Origin of the sequence: Paenarthrobacter sp. YJN-5, assembly GCF_015040095.1 — a bacterium.
Taxonomy (GTDB): domain Bacteria; phylum Actinomycetota; class Actinomycetes; order Actinomycetales; family Micrococcaceae; genus Arthrobacter; species Arthrobacter ureafaciens.
The window spans coordinates 3,749,497-3,766,062 of record NZ_CP053544.1 but is presented as its reverse complement, the minus strand read 5'-3'; the positions used below and the strand labels follow the sequence as shown (position 1 = coordinate 3,766,062).

The 16,566-nt window shown below is 63.4% G+C and carries 14 protein-coding genes and 1 tRNA gene; 7 read left to right on the top strand and 8 right to left on the bottom strand.

Features of this window, described 5'->3' with window-relative positions; all coding sequences use genetic code 11:
• Positions 1-213: 213 nt before the first annotated feature.
• A tRNA-Ser gene (locus tag HMI59_RS17435) sits at positions 214-301 on the bottom strand.
• Between the two features lie 98 nt (positions 302-399).
• Between HMI59_RS17435 and HMI59_RS17430 the strand changes: the two genes are divergently transcribed.
• The 7 genes from HMI59_RS17430 to HMI59_RS17400 all read left to right on the top strand — a co-directional run bounded on the left by HMI59_RS17430 (position 400) and on the right by HMI59_RS17400 (position 6,765).
• The gene (locus tag HMI59_RS17430; RefSeq protein ID WP_193592009.1) at positions 400-1,383 is read left to right on the top strand and encodes an NAD(P)H-quinone oxidoreductase; all 984 of its coding nucleotides are present in this window, start codon (positions 400-402) and stop codon (positions 1,381-1,383) included.
• A 25-nt stretch (positions 1,384-1,408) separates the two neighbouring features.
• Positions 1,409-1,951 (top strand): PadR family transcriptional regulator, encoded by a 543-nt coding sequence (locus HMI59_RS17425; protein ID WP_193592008.1) that lies wholly within the window; start codon positions 1,409-1,411, stop codon positions 1,949-1,951.
• A gap of 173 nt (positions 1,952-2,124) precedes the next feature.
• Positions 2,125-4,395 carry a carbon starvation CstA family protein gene (locus tag HMI59_RS17420; protein WP_193592007.1) on the top strand — a complete coding sequence of 757 codons (2,271 nt, stop codon included), beginning with the start codon at positions 2,125-2,127 and terminating at the stop codon, positions 4,393-4,395.
• The gene (locus HMI59_RS17415; RefSeq protein ID WP_166186867.1) at positions 4,395-4,586 is read left to right on the top strand and encodes a YbdD/YjiX family protein; all 192 of its coding nucleotides are present in this window, start codon (positions 4,395-4,397) and stop codon (positions 4,584-4,586) included. Before HMI59_RS17420 ends, HMI59_RS17415 begins: the two co-directional genes overlap by 1 nt.
• 93 nt (positions 4,587-4,679) lie before the next feature.
• The gene (locus HMI59_RS17410) at positions 4,680-5,339 is read left to right on the top strand and encodes a bacterial proteasome activator family protein (protein ID WP_021474247.1); all 660 of its coding nucleotides are present in this window, start codon (positions 4,680-4,682) and stop codon (positions 5,337-5,339) included.
• 8 nt (positions 5,340-5,347) lie between these two features.
• The gene (locus HMI59_RS17405; RefSeq protein ID WP_166186853.1) at positions 5,348-5,803 is read left to right on the top strand and encodes a hypothetical protein; all 456 of its coding nucleotides are present in this window, start codon (positions 5,348-5,350) and stop codon (positions 5,801-5,803) included.
• Positions 5,804-5,925: 122 nt separating this feature from the next.
• Complete coding sequence (locus tag HMI59_RS17400; RefSeq protein WP_166186854.1) at positions 5,926-6,765, top strand: aldo/keto reductase; 840 nt, start codon at positions 5,926-5,928, stop codon at positions 6,763-6,765.
• Between the two features lie 59 nt (positions 6,766-6,824).
• Here the strand turns inward: HMI59_RS17400 and HMI59_RS17395 are convergent, their stop codons facing one another.
• The 7 genes from HMI59_RS17395 to HMI59_RS17365 all read right to left on the bottom strand — a co-directional run bounded on the left by HMI59_RS17395 (position 6,825) and on the right by HMI59_RS17365 (position 16,555).
• A complete protein-coding gene (locus HMI59_RS17395; protein WP_193591762.1) occupies positions 6,825-7,895 on the bottom strand; it encodes an IS110 family transposase in 1,071 nt (356 codons plus the stop codon).
• Between the two features lie 385 nt (positions 7,896-8,280).
• A complete protein-coding gene (locus HMI59_RS17390; RefSeq protein WP_193593811.1) occupies positions 8,281-9,846 on the bottom strand; it encodes an APC family permease in 1,566 nt (521 codons plus the stop codon).
• A 154-nt stretch (positions 9,847-10,000) separates the two neighbouring features.
• Complete coding sequence (locus tag HMI59_RS17385) at positions 10,001-11,653, bottom strand: GMC family oxidoreductase (RefSeq protein ID WP_193592006.1); 1,653 nt, start codon at positions 11,651-11,653, stop codon at positions 10,001-10,003.
• A complete protein-coding gene (locus tag HMI59_RS17380; RefSeq protein ID WP_193592005.1) occupies positions 11,654-13,150 on the bottom strand; it encodes an aldehyde dehydrogenase family protein in 1,497 nt (498 codons plus the stop codon). It abuts the gene before it with no gap.
• A gap of 321 nt (positions 13,151-13,471) precedes the next feature.
• Positions 13,472-14,071: a TetR/AcrR family transcriptional regulator gene (locus HMI59_RS17375; RefSeq protein ID WP_166186857.1), complete on the bottom strand. Its 600-nt coding sequence runs from the start codon at positions 14,069-14,071 to the stop codon at positions 13,472-13,474.
• Between the two features lie 91 nt (positions 14,072-14,162).
• On the bottom strand, positions 14,163-15,203 hold the full coding sequence (locus HMI59_RS17370) for a hemolysin family protein (RefSeq protein ID WP_069694691.1): 1,041 nt from the start codon (positions 15,201-15,203) through the stop codon (positions 14,163-14,165).
• Positions 15,200-16,555 carry a hemolysin family protein gene (locus HMI59_RS17365; RefSeq protein ID WP_193592004.1) on the bottom strand — a complete coding sequence of 452 codons (1,356 nt, stop codon included), beginning with the start codon at positions 16,553-16,555 and terminating at the stop codon, positions 15,200-15,202. Before HMI59_RS17365 ends, HMI59_RS17370 begins: the two co-directional genes overlap by 4 nt.
• Positions 16,556-16,566 lie beyond the last annotated feature (11 nt).

Here is a 16,566-nt window from a genome sequence, read left to right as displayed (position 1 = left end):
AAAGCTGCCTCGGGTCTAGCTCAGCGCGAACGGATGAATGGGGCATTGCCTGCCGGTAAGCGGAAGGTTGCCCGATAGAACACTATGTGCGGCCCCTGACACTTTCAATGGCTATCCGGGGGCAGGTTCTCAGATAATCGGACGGCAGCGGCGGCGAAGAGGGCTGGAAAGCAGAAAGTGCCCCGGGTTCTGGAACCCGGGGCACTTGTTACGCGGAAGGTAAGGGATTTGAACCCTTGGTACGGGGTTACCGCACACTGGTTTTCAAGACCAGCTCCTTAGGCCGCTCGGACAACCTTCCCTGCCTAGTAGTGTTTCATAGGGAGTTGGCTGTACCAAAACATCACGTACTTTCAGGCCCCGGAGCCGGTTAGTGCAGCAAGAAAACGGGAGTTCGTCATGAAAGCCGTCTTTATTTCCGAACCAGGCGGACCCGAAGTCCTCGAAGTAAGGGAAGTACCGGCACCGGTGCCCGGCGAGGGCGAGGTGCTGATCGACGTCGTAGCCGCAGGCCTTAACCGCGCCGACGTCCAACAGCGCCGGGGCCTTTACCCGCCGCCACCAGGGGCCTCGGAGATTCCCGGCCTTGAAGTGTCGGGCCGTATCGCGGGGTTCGGGCCTGGTGTCACCAAGGCCTTTACTTTGGGCGACAAGGTAGTCGCGCTGCTCTCCGGCGGCGGCTACGCCCAGCAGGTGGCGGTACCGGCCGAACAAGTGCTGCGTCTACCCGAGGGCGTGGACCTGGTGACGGCGGCGGGTCTTCCGGAAGTGGCGGCCACTGTTTACTCGAACCTCGTCATGACGGCACAGCTCCAGCAGGGCGAGACGGTCCTCATCCACGGCGCGACGGGCGGCATCGGCACCATGGCCATCCAACTGGCCAAAGCCTACGGCGCCAAGGTGGCCACCACCGCCGGCACGGATGAGAAAGTGGGCACCGCCAAAGCGTTCCTGGGTGCCGACATCGCCATCAACTACGCCGAAGAAGACTTCGTCGAAAGCCTTAAGGCACAAAACGGCGGCAAAGGCGCCGACGTGATCCTCGACGTCGTGGGCGCCAAGTACCTCCAGCAGAACATCGATGCACTGGCCGATTACGGCCGGCTGGTGATCATCGGACTCCAGGGCGGCACCAAGGCCGAGATCAACCTGGGCCAACTCCTGAGCAAGAGGGCTGCCGTCATCGCTACGGCCCTGCGCCCCCGGCCGGTGGCGGAGAAGGGCATCATTATGTCCGCCGTCCGGGAGGTGGTGTGGCCCATGCTCGCCGACGGGCGGATCAAACCACTCGTGGCCAAGTCGTTCCCGCTGGAACAGGTGGGAGAGGCGCACAAGTACTTCGACTCCGGCGACCACGTAGGAAAAGTCCTGCTGCTGCTCTGACCCGACCACTACAGCGAGGAGCCCCATGTCCATCCGGCACAGCCTCCTGGCCTTGCTCCAGGGCCAGCCCAGGTACGGCTACGAGCTGCGCTCGGAATTCGAAGAACGCACCGGCGCCGCGTGGCCGTTGAACATCGGGCAGGTGTACACAACCCTGGACCGCCTTGAGCGGGACGGGCTGGTCAGCAAAGAGGGCGACGACGGCGGGGGACACGTCGTCTACAGCATCACTGACGCCGGGGTAGCCGAGGTCGATGCCTGGTTTGAGGATGCGGTTGAGCGCGGCACCCCGCCCCGCAACGAGATCGCCATCAAGCTGGCGCTCGCCGTCACCCTTCCCGACGTCGATCCTTCCGCGGTGATCCAATCCCAGCGCGAGGTTTCGCTGCGCGCCCTGCAGGAATACACCCAGGCCAGGAAGGCGGCCACGGCGGGACAGCGCCCGGCGGATACGGCCTGGCTCCTGGTCCTGGATTCCCTGATCTTCCAGGCGGAAGCCGAAGTCCGCTGGCTGGACCTGTGCGAAGCCCGGATGGTTCAGGCTCAAGGCCGCAACCACTCCAACTGACCGCCGTTCATCGCAGCATCGCTACCGCTCACCGCACCCTGGCGGGCTTGGACGGTGGGTCACCTTTCCCCGGGGAACCTCCTTGCTAACGTGCGCTTGGCGTGTGTCCGCGCACGGCATCATGACGCCAACGCAGGCAGCACAGCGCCGCGGCAGGTCTCAAGGAGGAGAAAATGGGCAAGTTACCTGAGCAAACCGGACTCGCGGAGGGATTGGACCCCACGCTGCCGGCGCCGGCAGTGGACGATTCAGTCCGCGAAGCCGAGGAACGGAAATGGACTCCCGCCAAGATCGGCCTATGGGTAGCCATTGCGCTGCTGGGCGGCGTCGCTTGGGTGATGCTGGCCCTGGTCCGCGGCGAGACTGTCAACGCCATCTGGTTCGTCTTCGCAGCGGTTTGTACCTACCTGATCGGCTACAGGTTCTACTCCAAGGTCATTGAACGGTATCTGACCAAGCCGGATGACCGTCGTGCCACCCCGGCCGAATACAAAGCCGACGGCAAGGACTACGTCCGCACGGACCGGAACGTCCTGTTCGGGCACCACTTTGCCGCGATCGCCGGTGCCGGGCCGCTGGTGGGTCCTGTCATCGCAGCCCAGATGGGGTACCTCCCCGGCACTATCTGGATCATCATCGGCGTCGTACTGGCCGGTGCCGTGCAGGACTATCTGGTGCTGTTCTTCTCCATGCGCCGCGGCGGACGGTCCTTGGGCCAAATGGCGCGCGAGGAACTCGGCGTCATCGGCGGTACCGCCGCCCTGGTGGCCACCCTGCTGATCATGATCATCATCGTCGCCATCCTGGCGCTGGTTGTAGTCAACGCTTTGGGGGAGAGCCCGTGGGGTGTCTTCTCGGTGGGCATGACCATCCCGATCGCGCTCTTCATGGGCGTCTACCTTCGCTTCCTCCGTCCCGGAAGGGTGATGGAGGTGTCCATCATCGGCTTCGTACTGCTCATGGCAGCCATCATCGGCGGCGGCGCCGTGGCCGGAACGGAATGGGGCGCAGCCTTCTTCCACCTGGACAAGGTGACCATCGCCTGGGGCATCATCATCTACGGCTTCATCGCCGCCATCCTCCCGGTGTGGCTGTTGCTGGCGCCCCGCGATTACCTTTCCACCTTCATGAAGATCGGTGTGATCGCCATGCTGGCCGTGGCCATCATCGTGGTCCGTCCGGAGATCAACGTCCCGGCCTTCAGCGAGTTCGCCAGCCGTGAGAACGGCCCGGTCTTCTCCGGTGCGCTGTTCCCGTTCCTCTTCGTGACCATTGCCTGCGGTGCCCTCTCCGGCTTCCACGCCCTCATCTCCTCCGGCACTACGCCGAAGCTCATTGAGAAGGAACGGCAGACCCGGTTCATCGGGTACGGCGGCATGCTCATGGAGTCCTTCGTCGCGATCATGGCCCTGGTGGCAGCAATCTCGATCGACCGGGGCATCTACTTCGCCATGAACGCACCCTTGGCGCTCACCGGCGGAACGGTTGAGTCCGCTGCGCAGTGGGTGAACAGCCTGGGCCTGGCGAATGTGAACATCACCCCCGACGTCCTGGCGCAGACCGCGAGCGACGTGGGGGAGGAGAGCATCATCTCCCGTTCCGGCGGTGCTCCCACCCTGGCCGTTGGCTTGGCGCACATCATGCAGCAGTTCATCGGCGGTCCGGGAATGATGGCGTTCTGGTACCACTTCGCGATCATGTTCGAGGCACTCTTCATCCTGACGGCCGTCGATGCAGGCACCCGCGTAGCCCGCTTCATGCTGCAGGACTCGATCGGCAACTTTGTTCCCAAGTTCAAGGAAGCGTCATGGCGCCCGGGTGCCTGGAGCTGCACAGCCATCATGGTGGCAGCGTGGGGCGCCGTCCTCCTCATGGGCGTCACGGATCCGCTCGGCGGCATCAACACCCTGTTCCCGCTGTTCGGCATTGCGAACCAGTTGTTGGCTGCCATTGCCTTGGCGGTCTGCATGGCCATCGCGGCGAAACGCGGAACGTTCAAGTTCCTGTGGATCGTTGCCGTCCCGTTGGCCTTTGCCGCCGTCGTGACCATTACGGCGAGCTTCCACAAGATCTTCTCGCCTGTTCCCGCCGTCGGCTATTTCGCGAACAACGCAGCCTTCAGCAAGGCTTTGGCGGACGGAAAGACGGAGTTCGGCACGGCCAAGACCGTAGCGGCCATGGAAGCCGTGGTCCGCAACACCATGATTCAGGGAGTGTTGTCGGTCATCTTCGTGACCCTCAGCATCATTGTGATCGTCGCAGCCATCATCGCGACGGTGCGGGCCCTGCGCGCCGGAGGCGGCGAGGACCATGAGGACCCTGCCCTCCCCTCCAAGGTGTTCGCCCCCGCCGGCCTGATCCCGACGGCAGCGGAGAAGGAGTTGCAGGCAACATGGAACGCACTGCCGCCGGAGAAGCGTTTGGAGAAGGCCGGGCATCACTGATGAATGCCGTCCTCAAGGGCTTCCGTGGCTTCGCCGGTTACCTCCGGGCGGTCATGGGCGCCGACGCGTACCAAAAGTACGTTGAGCACTTCGAAGCTGTAGGCCATTCCGGTCCCGTCATGACTGAACGCGAGTTCTGGCGGGACCGGATGGACCGGCAGGACACCAACCCCCAAGGCCGCTGCTGCTGAATCCCGGTGGCCAGGGGGAGTTTCGCTACGAACGAAGTCCAAAAAGGCCGACCGACCCCGGTTGGTCCGCTTGGGCGTGAGAGTATGAAACCCATGAGCGATCTGAACGACATTCAGCCCAAGGATGAGGCTTCGGACGACACCCCTGTTGAGGGCACTCCCGTGGAAGGCAACGCGCTGGACGGGGATGCCCCGGCCGCGGCCGACGGGAAACCGGGCGACGCCGGGGACGGTAAGCCGAAGGGCTCCAACCTGCAGGAACTGGTGGATGAACCGGCCAAAGTGATGCGGATCGGAACCATGATCCGCCAGTTGCTGGAAGAAGTGAAGAGCGCTCCCTTGGACGAAGCTGCCCGGGGCCGCCTGGCCGAGATCCACGAACGTTCCATCAAGGAATTGGAAGACGGCCTGGCTCCCGAGCTGATTGAAGAGCTGGAACGCATCAGCCTGCCGTTCCCCGATGAAAAAGCACCCTCTGACGCCGAGCTTCGGATCGCCCAGGCCCAGCTCGTTGGCTGGCTTGAAGGTTTGTTCCACGGCATCCAAGCCGCCATCGCCGCCCAGCAGGCCGCGCGCGACCACGCAGCAGCCCAGCGGCAACTGCGCCAGTTGCCTCCGGGTACGGTGATCGCGCCGGGGATCATTATTGGCGAGAACGGCCAACCTCAGAGGGCTGCTGCTCCAGGAGCCGCGGCGCCAGGATCACCGGGACGTCCCGAGGACCCCGACCACGGTCCGGGCCAGTACCTCTAAGCTCGTCCATGAGTTTCTTTGGGGCCGTCCGGCAAGGGCGGAAGGATGATCTTGAGCTTGGCAAGGGCCTGTGGCGCCGGGCCCATGACCGTTTTCAACGCGGGCTGGACCGGTACCATCAGGTCCTTGAGGGTGTCGAGGACGATCAGCTGTATGGCGAACTGGTAGAGATCGCGAATTCCTTGGCCGCCTTGCTGCCCCGGGTTCGGGCGGTGTGCGTGGAAGCCCAGAAGCGCTCACCCAGCGACGGCTTGGATGTTCCCGGTGCTTTGGCAGGAGTGCACCGGGCGCTGTCCAAGGCAGGAAATGCCTTGGCCACCACTGCCGAGGCGGCAGCCATGCTTCGCCTCGCCGTGGGGCCGGTTCCTGTGGGCGCCCTGTCCGTGCACCGCCGCGCGGAGGCCGTCTTCGAGCAGGTCGCTGACGCTGAGCGGCTGATGAGTGACCAAGGCGAAAACCCCTAAAGCGTGCGGCGCATGCAACTACCCGCGCCCGCCCTTATTCCCTTGTTGCAATGAGTTAAGCGGATAGCTGATCTTCCTGTTTTCGGGCGCGTAGAGCGGTCTGCTGCTGGCAGGATGGCATCATGACTTCCTCACCAACACTGACTTTCAACGACGGCAACACCATCCCCCAGCTCGGCTACGGGGTGTGGCAGGTTGAAGACGACGTAGCCGAAAAGGTGGTCCGCCAGGCGTTCGAAGCCGGCTTCCGCCACATCGACACCGCCAAAATCTACGGCAACGAATCCGGCGTGGGCCGTGCCATTGCCTCCTCCGGCCTCTCCGCCGAGGAAATCTTCATCACCACCAAGTTGTGGAACGCTGACCAGGGCTACGAGTCCACGCTGGCGGCCTTCGAGGACTCCATGGACCGCCTGGGCCTGGAAACCCTGGACCTCTACCTCATCCACTGGATGCAGCCCAAGCAGGACAAGTACGTTGACACCTGGAAGGCCCTGATCGAGCTTCAGAAGCGCGGCCGGGTCAAGTCCATCGGCGTTTCCAACTTCAGCATCGAGGGCCTGCAGCGCCTCATCGACGAGACCGGAGTAGTACCGGCCATCCACCAGGTGGAGCTGCACCCGTTCTTCAACCAGTCCGAACTGCGTGCCTTCGACGCCTCACAGGGCATCCTCACGCAGGCTTGGTCGCCGCTGGGCCAGGGCGGCGAGCTGCTCGAGAACGCGACTATCGCCGAGATCGCCGCCAAGCACCATGCCACCCCCGCACAGGTGGTTATTGCCTGGCACCTCGCGATCGGCAACGTGGTCATTCCCAAGTCCGTCACCGAATCCCGTATCCAGGAAAACTTCGCCGCGCTGTCCGTGAAGCTGGATGAAGCCGACGTCGAGGCCATCAACGGCCTGGACCGCGGCGCCGAAGGCCGCATCGGACCGGATCCCGCAGTTTCCGACTTCGCCTGATCCCTTAAACAGACGCCCCCACCCAACTGGGTAGCAGTAGTGCGACTCTTCTATGGTTGTCAACGGAACGATGGCATGGGGCTGTTGGCGTTGAGTGTGCGGTAGATCCGTCGGGCGAGGTAGCGTTTGACGCACCGGCGGATCTCCTTTTTGGTACGGCCTTCTGCTTCACGTTTTGCTGTGTAGTTGATGGTTTCCGGATCGAACGCCATCCTGCTCCGGGCAGCCATGTGGAGGGCTTTGTTCAGGGTCCGGTCGCCTCCGCGGTTGAGCCTGTGGCGGACGGTATTTCCGGATGAAGCGGGAATGGGGTTGGCCCCGGCCAGGGAGGCGAATGCAGCCTCGGAACGTACCCGTCCGCGATGGGACCATGCGGTGAGACAAATGGCTGCGGTGACTGGTCCGAAGCCGGGTTCTTGTAGCAGGGGCGCGGCTTCGCTGATCTCGACGAGTTCGGTGATCCGGTTGCCGTTGGTTTTGATGTCCGCGTCAAGGTCGTTGATGCGCTTGGCGAGCCTGACGGCTTCGGAGCGGGCCACCGACAGGGCAAGGGGTTCTTCACGGGCACGCCATCTGGAGATCTCCAGGATCTGGGTCCCGGTCAAGGGCTTACGGGCATCGGCACCCAAATCGTTGACCCGCAGCAGCGCGGTCAACGCGTTCACGGTCCTGGTCCGGTCGGTGGTCATTGACTGACGTGCACTGACCAGGACCCGCAGGGCTGCGCGGACCCCTTCGTTCAACCGTGGCCGGCGCAGCTTGTCCTCTTCCAGGGAAAGGACTGTTGAAGCGATCCGGTGCGCGTCCAACGGATCGGACTTACCGATCCCGCGACGTGTCTTGGCATCCATGCGGGCGGCTTCGGCGACCTGGTAGCCGGCAGCTGCGACAGCCCCGGCCAGCACCGCACCATAAGAAGCCGCGCCCTCGATCACCCACAAAGTGGCCGGATCGGCCCCGGTCAAGCGCGCTACCCAGGCAATGGCACGGTCGATCCCGGCCCCGGTGGCCGGGAAATCCCGGGTGTCGATCCGTTCGCCGCTTGGCGCGGCAAGGATGGAATACACATGTTTCCTGGCGTGGGTGTCGACGCCGACGACAAACGGGTGGGAATACGCAACGATAGTCATAGCGGTTCTGGCACTTTCCTCATTTCGCGGACATGGTCAGGGCCGTTACGGGCCGGTACCAGTCCGGGTAGAGGTCACTTCGGAACAGCACTGTGACGAGTCACGCCCCCGCGCCGGGGGCGGACAATCTTCTGATCAAGTCACCGAGGTGGGCCGGGCAGGTACCGGCCGCCCACCCCGCAGACGGACAAGTCGCACTAAAGGCACACCCAAGACAGGGGGCCAAGCGTTTTGTGAGTCACGACCGCGGGGTGGAACGACCTGCACCTACTCTGCCAGCCAATCCCAGACCAGCCACCCCAATCCTCACAGCGTTTTGATCGCTCAAAACGCGCACTACTGCTACTTAGACGGGTGGGGGCTTTCTGCGTTAAGGGACGTGGGGTTAAGGTACGACGGCGGCGGACGGGTTTGCTGCTTCGCCTGCGGGCTTCGGCTGCTCACCTGAGGATGGATGTGCCGCAACGGCTGCCGCGTGCTCGGCCAGCACACCCGTTTGGTGCCTGATCTTCAGCCGGTAGAGCAGCGCTCCGCCGATTGTCACCGTGGCCACGAAGATCACTCCACCCCACTGGAGGTACCACTCGAAAGGCGGCACGGAGTTGTAGATCTCCTGTCGCGGCCAAATGAGGTTCAGCGTCATGGCTCCGCCCCACAGCACAGCCACGATGTTCACCGGGAGCCCCCACTTGCCCATGCAGAAACCGGGCTCGGAACCGTCGTTGGCAAGGGGCCACTTCTTCAGGAACCGTTTGCGCAGCAGGGGAACTGTCACCAGCAGGTAGGACATGTAGATCAACACGATGCTGATGCTGGAGAGGATGGTGAAGATCGCCGGCTGCATCACATTGATGAGCAGGGGAACCACCGCCAGGATGCCGATAACGATGGCAGCCACAGTAGGGGTCCTGCGGACCGGATCAACCTTGCTGAGCTGACGGCTGAACGGCAGGTTGTTGTCCCTGGCCATGGCAAACATCATGCGGATCGCCGCCGCATGCACGGCGAGCGTGCAGACCACTACGGCCACCACGATGCACACCAGGAACGCCTTGCCGAAGGGGCCGCCGAGGACGCTCAAAACGATGTACTGGAGTCCGCCGTCGGCCTGTCCCACTTTGGGATCGCTGAGGTCGGGGGCGGCCAGGATGCCGAACAACAGCATCAGCCCGCCCAGCAGGAAGGACGCCGTGACAGCGCGGAGGATCGCCTTGGGTGCAGTCTTCTTAGGATCCTTCGTCTCCTCGCCCAGGGAACTGGCGGTATCGAACCCGTACATGACGTACCCGGATGCCATGGCACCGATCAGGAAGACGCCGAAGAAACCAAGATCGTGGCCTTCACCGAAGCCGGAAGTGTCAAAGAAGACCTCCGGGCCGCGGACAACGTGCCAGCCCAAGGCAAGGATGAGCAGCACCGCGGCTATCAGCTCCACAAAGACGCCGATGCTGTTGATGCGGGTCATGAGCTTCACACCGAAGGCGTTGATCAGGGTGGAAAGGGTGATCATGATCGTCGCCAGAACCACACCGTTCATGGCGAAGTCGAAGGGACCACTGCCATCTCCGACGAACTGGAACCCGGACCACAGTTGCGGCAAGGTGATCTGCAGCGCCAGTGCTACAGAACCCAGGGCCATGATCGAGGACAGCAACAACAGCCAACCGGCCAACCAGGACATCGTCCCGGTCGACAACCGCTTGGCCCAGTTATAGACCGAACCGGCCACCGGGTAACGTCCGGCGAGCTCGGCGAAGCAAAGGGCCACCATAAGCTGGCCTACGAAGACTATGGGCCAGGACCAGGCGTAGGCCGGGCCGGCCATGGAAAAACCGAAATAGAAAAGCTGGAAAACACCGGTAAGGATGGAGATATAGCTGACGCCGGCAGCGAAGCTGGCGAACTTGCCAATGCTGCGGTCGAGGGTTTGCGTGTAGCCAAATTCGTCCATGCCGCTTGAATCATTACTCTTGCTGGGTTCCACTGTGGACTCCTCATCAGAAAAGCAAGATCGGATCGGCCGCCCTGGGGCGCGGCGGAATCGAAAATTTTTGCTGTGGATACTTATCCCCCATAGGAGGCGCCCCCGTTTGGGGGCGGCCCCCTTAGGCGTACGACGGCGTGAAGTCCTCCTCTGCGGTAACAGAGACGGCAAGGTTCGCTTCAGTCCGGGCAGCCTTGATCAGGTCCGCGCACCGCTCGCCGATCATCATGACGGTGATGTTGGGATTCACGGTCACATGCTCCGGCATGACCGACGCATCGGCGACCCGCAACCCGGTGACCCCCTTCACCCGCAACTCGGGATCCAAAGGTGACATGTCGTCGTCGTACGCGCCCATCCGCACGGTGCCCACCGGGTGGTACACCGTGTTGTGGGTCTTGCGGATGTACTCCCGCAGCTCCTCGTCCGTCTGGGCCTCAACGCCGGGCGACAGCTCGCGTCCCGTCCAATCAGCCATGGCAGGCTGCGCGGCAATCTCACGGGCCTTCCGGATACCGGCCACCATGACGCGCATGTCATGTCCGTCCGGGTCCGTGAAGTAGCGGGGATCCACCATGGGCTTGTCCCGGAAGTCCCGGCTGCGGAGACGGACCGTGCCGCGGGAGCGGGCGTGCGTGACGTTGGGAGTGAGGCTGAAGCCGTTTTCCGTCGTGGGGTAGCCGTGGCGCAGGGTGTTCATGTCGAACGGAACCGAGCCGTAGTGCATCATCAAGTCCGGCCGGTCCAGGCCATCCTCCGTGGGAGTGAAGATGCCGATCTCCCACCACTGCGTGGAAGTCCGTACCATCGGCTGCTTGGCCTCGTACTGCACCAGGCCCTCGGGATGGTCCTGCAGGTTCTCACCCACGCCGGGGGAGTCCACCAAAGCCTCAATGCCGTGCTCGGCGAGGTGGGCCGCCGGGCCGATGCCGGAGAGCATCAACAGCTTGGGGGAGTCGATGGCGCCTGTGGACAGGATGACTTCGTGGTTGACCGTCAGCCGGTGCGTGCGGCCGAAAGCCGAATCGACAACATCGACGCCGGTGCAGCGCTTGCCTGCGCCGAACACCAGTTGGCGGGCCCTCAACCCTGTCAGCAGGGTGAAGTTGGGGCGTTCGATGATGGGGTGGATGTAGGACACCGAACTGGAGGACCGGGTACCGTCAGCACGGCGGTTGATTTGGAAGAAGTTCGCTCCGTTGATCACCGTGGTGCCTGTGTTGAACTTGGCGCGGGGAATGCCCGCCTGCTCGCAAGCATCCAGCAGGGCAACGCCGGCAGGATCGGCAGGGGGCACGTTCATGAGGTGTACCGGGCCCGAATCACCATGATGCGGAGCCTCCGGGCCGGCGTCCTCGTTGGTCTCCAGCCGCTTGTACAGCGGCCAGGCAGCGTCAGCGTTCCAGCCGCTGGCACCGTACTTGGACTCCCATTCGTCCAGGTCTTCCCGGGGTGCCCAGAAAGCGATGCAGGAGTTATGGCTTGAGCAGCCACCCATCACCTTGGCACGGGCATGGCGCATGAAGGAGTTTCCGTTTTCCTGCGGCTCGATCGGGTAGTCCCAGTCGTAGCCGGATTCCAGCAACTCCATCCAGCGGTCCAGCTGCAGGACCTCAGGAATGTTGCGGTCGTCCGGGCCGGCTTCCACCAGCGCGACAGTGACATCAGGGTCCTCGCTCAACCTGGCGGCCACGGCGGCCCCCGCAGATCCGCCGCCGATGACGACGTAGTCGAACGTGCGCTCGCCGAGGGCATCGATGGTGTCGAAGTGCATCTAGTTCTCCTTGCTGTGGTCAGCGAACCAGCCGGTTACCTGCGGCCTGGTGTTCTGGTAGATGTGCTTGGCTTCCTGGTACTCGGCCAGTCCCGTGGGGCCGAGCTCCCGGCCCACTCCCGACTGTCCGAAACCGCCCCACTCCGCCTGCGGGAGGTAGGGGTGGTAGTCGTTGATCCAGATGGTGCCGTGCCGGAGCCTGCCCGCCACCCGTTGCGCCTTCCCGGCGTCCTGCGTCCACACTGCTCCGGCCAGCCCGTAGATCGTGTCATTGGCGGTTGCCACGGCTTCGTCTTCGGTGCGGAAAGTTTCCACGGTCACTACCGGGCCGAATGCCTCATCGGTCACCACCGACATTCCCCGCGTGACGCGGTCCAGGACGGTCGGGCGGTAGTAGAAACCGGCGTCGTACTTCTCGCCTTCGGGCGCCCCGCCGCCGGTCCGCAACCGGGCTCCCTCGGCGATGCCGCGTTGGACGTACTCGTGGACCTTGTCGCGGTGGTCGGCAGAGATCAGCGGGCCGGTTTCCGCGTCCTCGTCGAAGGGGCCACCCAAACGGATGGCTTCTGCGCGGCGGACCAGTTCGTCGACGAAGCGTTCGGCGATGGATTCCTCTACCACCAGCCGTGCACCTGCCGAGCAAACCTGCCCGGAGTGCAGGAAGGCGCCGTTCAGCGCATTGTCGACGGCGGCGTCGAAGTCCGCGTCGGCGAAGACCACGTTGGGGTTCTTGCCACCCAGCTCCAGCGCCACCTTCTTGACGGTTGCGGCAGCGGCAGCAGCGATGCTCTTGCCGGTCTCCAGGCCGCCGGTGAAGGAGACGAGGTCGACGTCGGGGTGTTCCGTCAGCGGTGCGCCCACCTTGCGGCCGGGGCCGGTGACAAGGTTCGCGACGCCGTCGGGCAGGCCCAGGTCCTTCATGAGCTGCATGCACAGGATGCTGGTGGACGGGGTCAACTCTGCTGGTTTGAGGACGAACGTGCAGCCTGCGGCCAGTGCCGGTGCAATCTTCCAGGCTGCTTGGAGGAGGGGATAGTTCCAAGGGGTGATGAGGCCGCAGACGCCGACGGGCTCGTAGACGATCCGGCTGACGACATCGGGATTCCCGGCGTCCACCACCCGGCCCGGTTGCTGGCCCGCGAGCTTGCCGAAGTATTCGAAGCATGCAGCGATGTCATCGATGTCGATGCGGCTCTCTATGATGCGTTTTCCGGTGTCCAAGGATTCGGCCCGTGCAAATTTTTCGCGGTGTTCGCGCAGTCCGGCTGCGACTTTGAGCAGGAAGGAGCCGCGCTCGGGGGCGGGGGTGGAAGACCAAACGCCGGAGTCGAAGGCCGCCCGGGCTGCGGCGATCGCGCGTTGGGCGTCTTCCCTGCCACCTTCGGAAACGGTGGCGACAACTTCACCGTCGGCCGGGTTGCGGATCTCCCGGGCGGCACCGGAAGCAGCTGCCTCCCATGAACCGTTGATGAAGAGCGTGGATGCTGTTGTTGACATTGTTCTCCCTAGGAATCAGGCAAAGTGCAGGGCTTGGAGAGCGGGGTCCGTCAGGATTCGGGCACGGCGCGGCCGGCCTTGTATGGCCTTGGCTGTTGCCTGAGGTGTTGCAGTTACGAGCCGTCGATCCGGCACAAAGGTCTGTTGGTGGCGTGCCTGGCTGCGATGCAGCGGTGGCCTGTGGTGCTAGGAGCCTGGACTGAGTGTGTCGTAGGTCATAGAAAGACAGTAGAACACTTTGAACGATCGTTCAAGGCTTTGCGGCCTCAGATATATCAAGCCGTGTGTTTGTGACGTTTAGCCGGCGATCCGCCGTCGGCGTTAGCTCGCTTCAGGCGCCGGGGCGAAAGCGATCTCTTCCGTGCGGGCGATGCTGCGCTCGATGGCAGCCGCGTCGATGCCGAGGAGGGAGGTCAGCCACATGCCGTTCTGGACGACGACGACGTCGGCGGCCCGGTCGCGGCATTCACCCCAGGAAAGCCCGGGCTTGGCATTGGAGATCAGGGACGCCAAGCCGTCCAGGTAGCGGTCAAACGCGGCAGCGTTGATCTCGGCGTAGCCCTCATCGGCTTGCGCGAGGGCCCACAAATGCAGGCGCAGGGACAAATAACGGGTAGTCAGCAGATCGGCGCCGGCCACCCGGCGGAGGGCGCGGCGGAGGTGCTCCACGGGGTCAGCGGCAGGATCCGGTGCCACGAGGAGGAGGTCGTGTTCATCAACGTGCTGCAAGGCCGCCCGGATCAGGCTGGTTTTGTCGTCGTAGTAATAGTTCACAAGGCCAAGGGCCACTCCGGCCTCGCGGGCTACAGCACGCATGCTGACCCCGGAAATACCGTGCCGGGAGAGCAACTCCAAGGCCGCTTCGAGGATGCGGGACTGTTTGTCGAGCTGCTCGCCGGATTTCAAGGTATTTGTCCCCATAGGCTCAGACTAACGTGCCCGCACAGGTGAGGCCCGGTCCGCGCGTCCTGTCGTCATGTTGGAGCGCAAACCGGGCCTTGCCGTGGTGGCCTTAAACGCTGGTGGCGTCCTCGACCTCGCCTACCAGTTCTTCGATGATGTCTTCCAGGAACAGCATGCCGGTGGTGGCGCCGTCGGAATTGAAGACGCGGGCAATGTGTGCGCCGCTTCTGCGCATCGAGGCCAAGGCATCCTCAAGCTCGCTGCCCACATAGACCGAGGCCAGGCGGCGGATTCGCTTCTCGGGCACCGGACGGTTGAACTTTTCCGTGGTGGTCAGGTCCATCACGTCCTTCAGGTGAAGGTATCCGGAGGGTTGGCCGTCACGGTCAGTGAGGATGTAACGGGAATACCCGTGCTCCGCTACTGTCCTTTGGATGTCGGCCGGGGTTGAAGAATCCGGCAACAACACCATGTCGGCAATCGGTACTTCAACCTCGCCCACCGTCTTGGACGTGAACTCGAAAGCAGCGGTCAAGGTGCCGCTGGTGTCATTCAATGTACCCACGCGGGTGGACTGCTCAACGATCGTGGCTACTTCATCCAAGGTGTAGGCGCTGGTGGCCTCCTCCTTGGGCTCCACACGGAACAGGCGCAACACGGAGTTCGCGATCCCGTTCAACGTCCAAATCACGGGCTTGAACACCTTGGCCACGAGGACCAGCGGGGGAGCGAGGAGGAGGGCGGCGCGGGTCGGCACCGAGAAGGAGATGTTCTTGGGAACCATCTCGCCCACCACCACGTGGAGGAACGTCACCAGGACCAGGGCCACCACGAAGGCAATGATGCCAATGGCTTCCGCCGGAAGGGACGTCAGGCCCAACGGGATCTCCAGCAAGTGGTGGATGGCCGGTTCGGAGACATTCAGGATCACCAGCGAGCAGACCGTAATGCCGAGCTGGCTGGTGGCCAGCATCAAGGTGGCATGCTCCATGGCCCACAGTGTGGTCTTTGCTGCTTTGCTGCCGGCCTCGGCCTTGGGCTCGATCTGTGACCGCCTGGCCGAAATCACGGCAAACTCGGCGCCCACGAAGAACGCGTTCACTACCAGCAGGATGACCAGCCAGATGATGCCGGGAAGGTACTCGCTCATGGCCGAAGCTCCTCGGAGATCTTGTTGATGATCTGGTCATGGGTGCTGATGTGTTCGGTGTCGAGGTCCGGAGTGAAACGGATGCGCCCCAGCTGGGCGCCGGCCACTCTTTCCACCCGCAGCACGCCCCCGGCCACCGCAACTTCATCGCCCAATTCAGGCACCCGGTCCAGCTGGTCGGACATGAACCCGGCCACGGTGTCGTACTCTTCCCCTTCGGGGACGACGATTCCTGTCCGGTCCAGCAGCTCATCCGGCCGCAGGGACGCGTTGAACGTGATGGAGCGTCCCACCCGGACCACACCTGCGCGGGCCCGGTCGTGTTCGTCCTCGAGTTCGCCCACGATTTCCTCCACGAGGTCTTCGAGGGTCACAATCCCTGCAGTTCCGCCATGTTCATCGGACACGATCGCTACTTGCAGGCCCTGTTTGCGGAGCAGAACCAGCAACGCGTCCACGTCCTTGGACTCCGGAACATACAACGGTTCGGTCATCAGGGACGTCGCCACCACTGCATCGCGCTGCTCCAAGGGGACGGCGAAGGCCTGTTTCACGTGCAGGACGCCCAGGATTTCGTCCCGGTCCCGGCCAATCACCGGGAAGCGGGAAAACCCCGTAGCAGAAGCCAACTCCACGATCTCGGCGGCAGTTTGGTCAGCGTCCACCGTCGTCATACGGACTCGAGGGGTCATGACGTCACCGGCCGTGTGCTCCGAGAACCGGAGGGTTCGGTTCAGCAACTCGGCATGGTCCTGATCCAGGAGGCCTTCCATGGCTGACCGCCGCACCAGCGAGGACAGCTCCTCTGCTGAGCGTGCACCGGAGAGCTCCTCCTTCGGCTCGATGCCGAAGGACCGGATGATCTTGTTTGCAGTGTTATTGAACAGCAGGATTGCGGGTTTAAAGACGGCGGTGAACAGCGCCTGGAAAGGGACCACCACTTTGGCTGTGGCGAGGGGCAGGGCCAAAGCGAAGTTCTTGGGGACCAGCTCGCCGATCACCATCGAGAACACAGTGGCAAGAAAAATGCCGGCAACTGCCCCCACCCCGGGAACCACATCAGCGGGGAGTCCCCAGGACTGCAGAGGTTCGCTGAGCATGCGGCTGATGGCGGGCTCAAAGGTGTAGCCGGTGAGCAGGGTGGTCAGCGTGATGCCGAGCTGCGCGCCGGACAAGTGCGTCGAGGTGATCTTGAGGGCCTTGATGGTTGGCCCCAGCCGCTTTTCGCCGCGGGCTTGGCGGGCTTCAAGTTCGGTCCGGTCCAGATTGACCAAAGCGAACTCCGAAGCGACGAAGAATCCTGTGCCGACAGTGAGGACGAGGCCTATGCCGAGCATGATCCATTCATACATTCGGGCGCCCC

Bases quoted from the DNA above. Each gene is read 5' to 3' on its own strand.
- HMI59_RS17430 (WP_193592009.1), top strand. From the start codon at position 400: ATGAAAGCCGTCTTTATTTCCGAACCAGGCGGACCCGAAGTCCTCGAA.
- HMI59_RS17390 (WP_193593811.1), bottom strand. From the start codon at position 9,846: ATGGACGAATTTGGCTACACGCAAACCCTCGACCGCAGCATTGGCAAG.
- HMI59_RS17415 (WP_166186867.1), top strand. From the start codon at position 4,395: ATGAATGCCGTCCTCAAGGGCTTCCGTGGCTTCGCCGGTTACCTCCGG.
- HMI59_RS17420 (WP_193592007.1), top strand. From the start codon at position 2,125: ATGGGCAAGTTACCTGAGCAAACCGGACTCGCGGAGGGATTGGACCCC.
- HMI59_RS17405 (WP_166186853.1), top strand. From the start codon at position 5,348: ATGAGTTTCTTTGGGGCCGTCCGGCAAGGGCGGAAGGATGATCTTGAG.
- HMI59_RS17395 (WP_193591762.1), bottom strand. From the start codon at position 7,895: ATGACTATCGTTGCGTATTCCCACCCGTTTGTCGTCGGCGTCGACACC.
- HMI59_RS17380 (WP_193592005.1), bottom strand. From the start codon at position 13,150: ATGTCAACAACAGCATCCACGCTCTTCATCAACGGTTCATGGGAGGCA.
- HMI59_RS17400 (WP_166186854.1), top strand. From the start codon at position 5,926: ATGACTTCCTCACCAACACTGACTTTCAACGACGGCAACACCATCCCC.
- HMI59_RS17385 (WP_193592006.1), bottom strand. From the start codon at position 11,653: ATGCACTTCGACACCATCGATGCCCTCGGCGAGCGCACGTTCGACTAC.
- HMI59_RS17425 (WP_193592008.1), top strand. From the start codon at position 1,409: ATGTCCATCCGGCACAGCCTCCTGGCCTTGCTCCAGGGCCAGCCCAGG.
- HMI59_RS17365 (WP_193592004.1), bottom strand. From the start codon at position 16,555: ATGTATGAATGGATCATGCTCGGCATAGGCCTCGTCCTCACTGTCGGC.
- HMI59_RS17370 (WP_069694691.1), bottom strand. From the start codon at position 15,203: ATGAGCGAGTACCTTCCCGGCATCATCTGGCTGGTCATCCTGCTGGTA.
- HMI59_RS17375 (WP_166186857.1), bottom strand. From the start codon at position 14,071: ATGGGGACAAATACCTTGAAATCCGGCGAGCAGCTCGACAAACAGTCC.
- HMI59_RS17410 (WP_021474247.1), top strand. From the start codon at position 4,680: ATGAGCGATCTGAACGACATTCAGCCCAAGGATGAGGCTTCGGACGAC.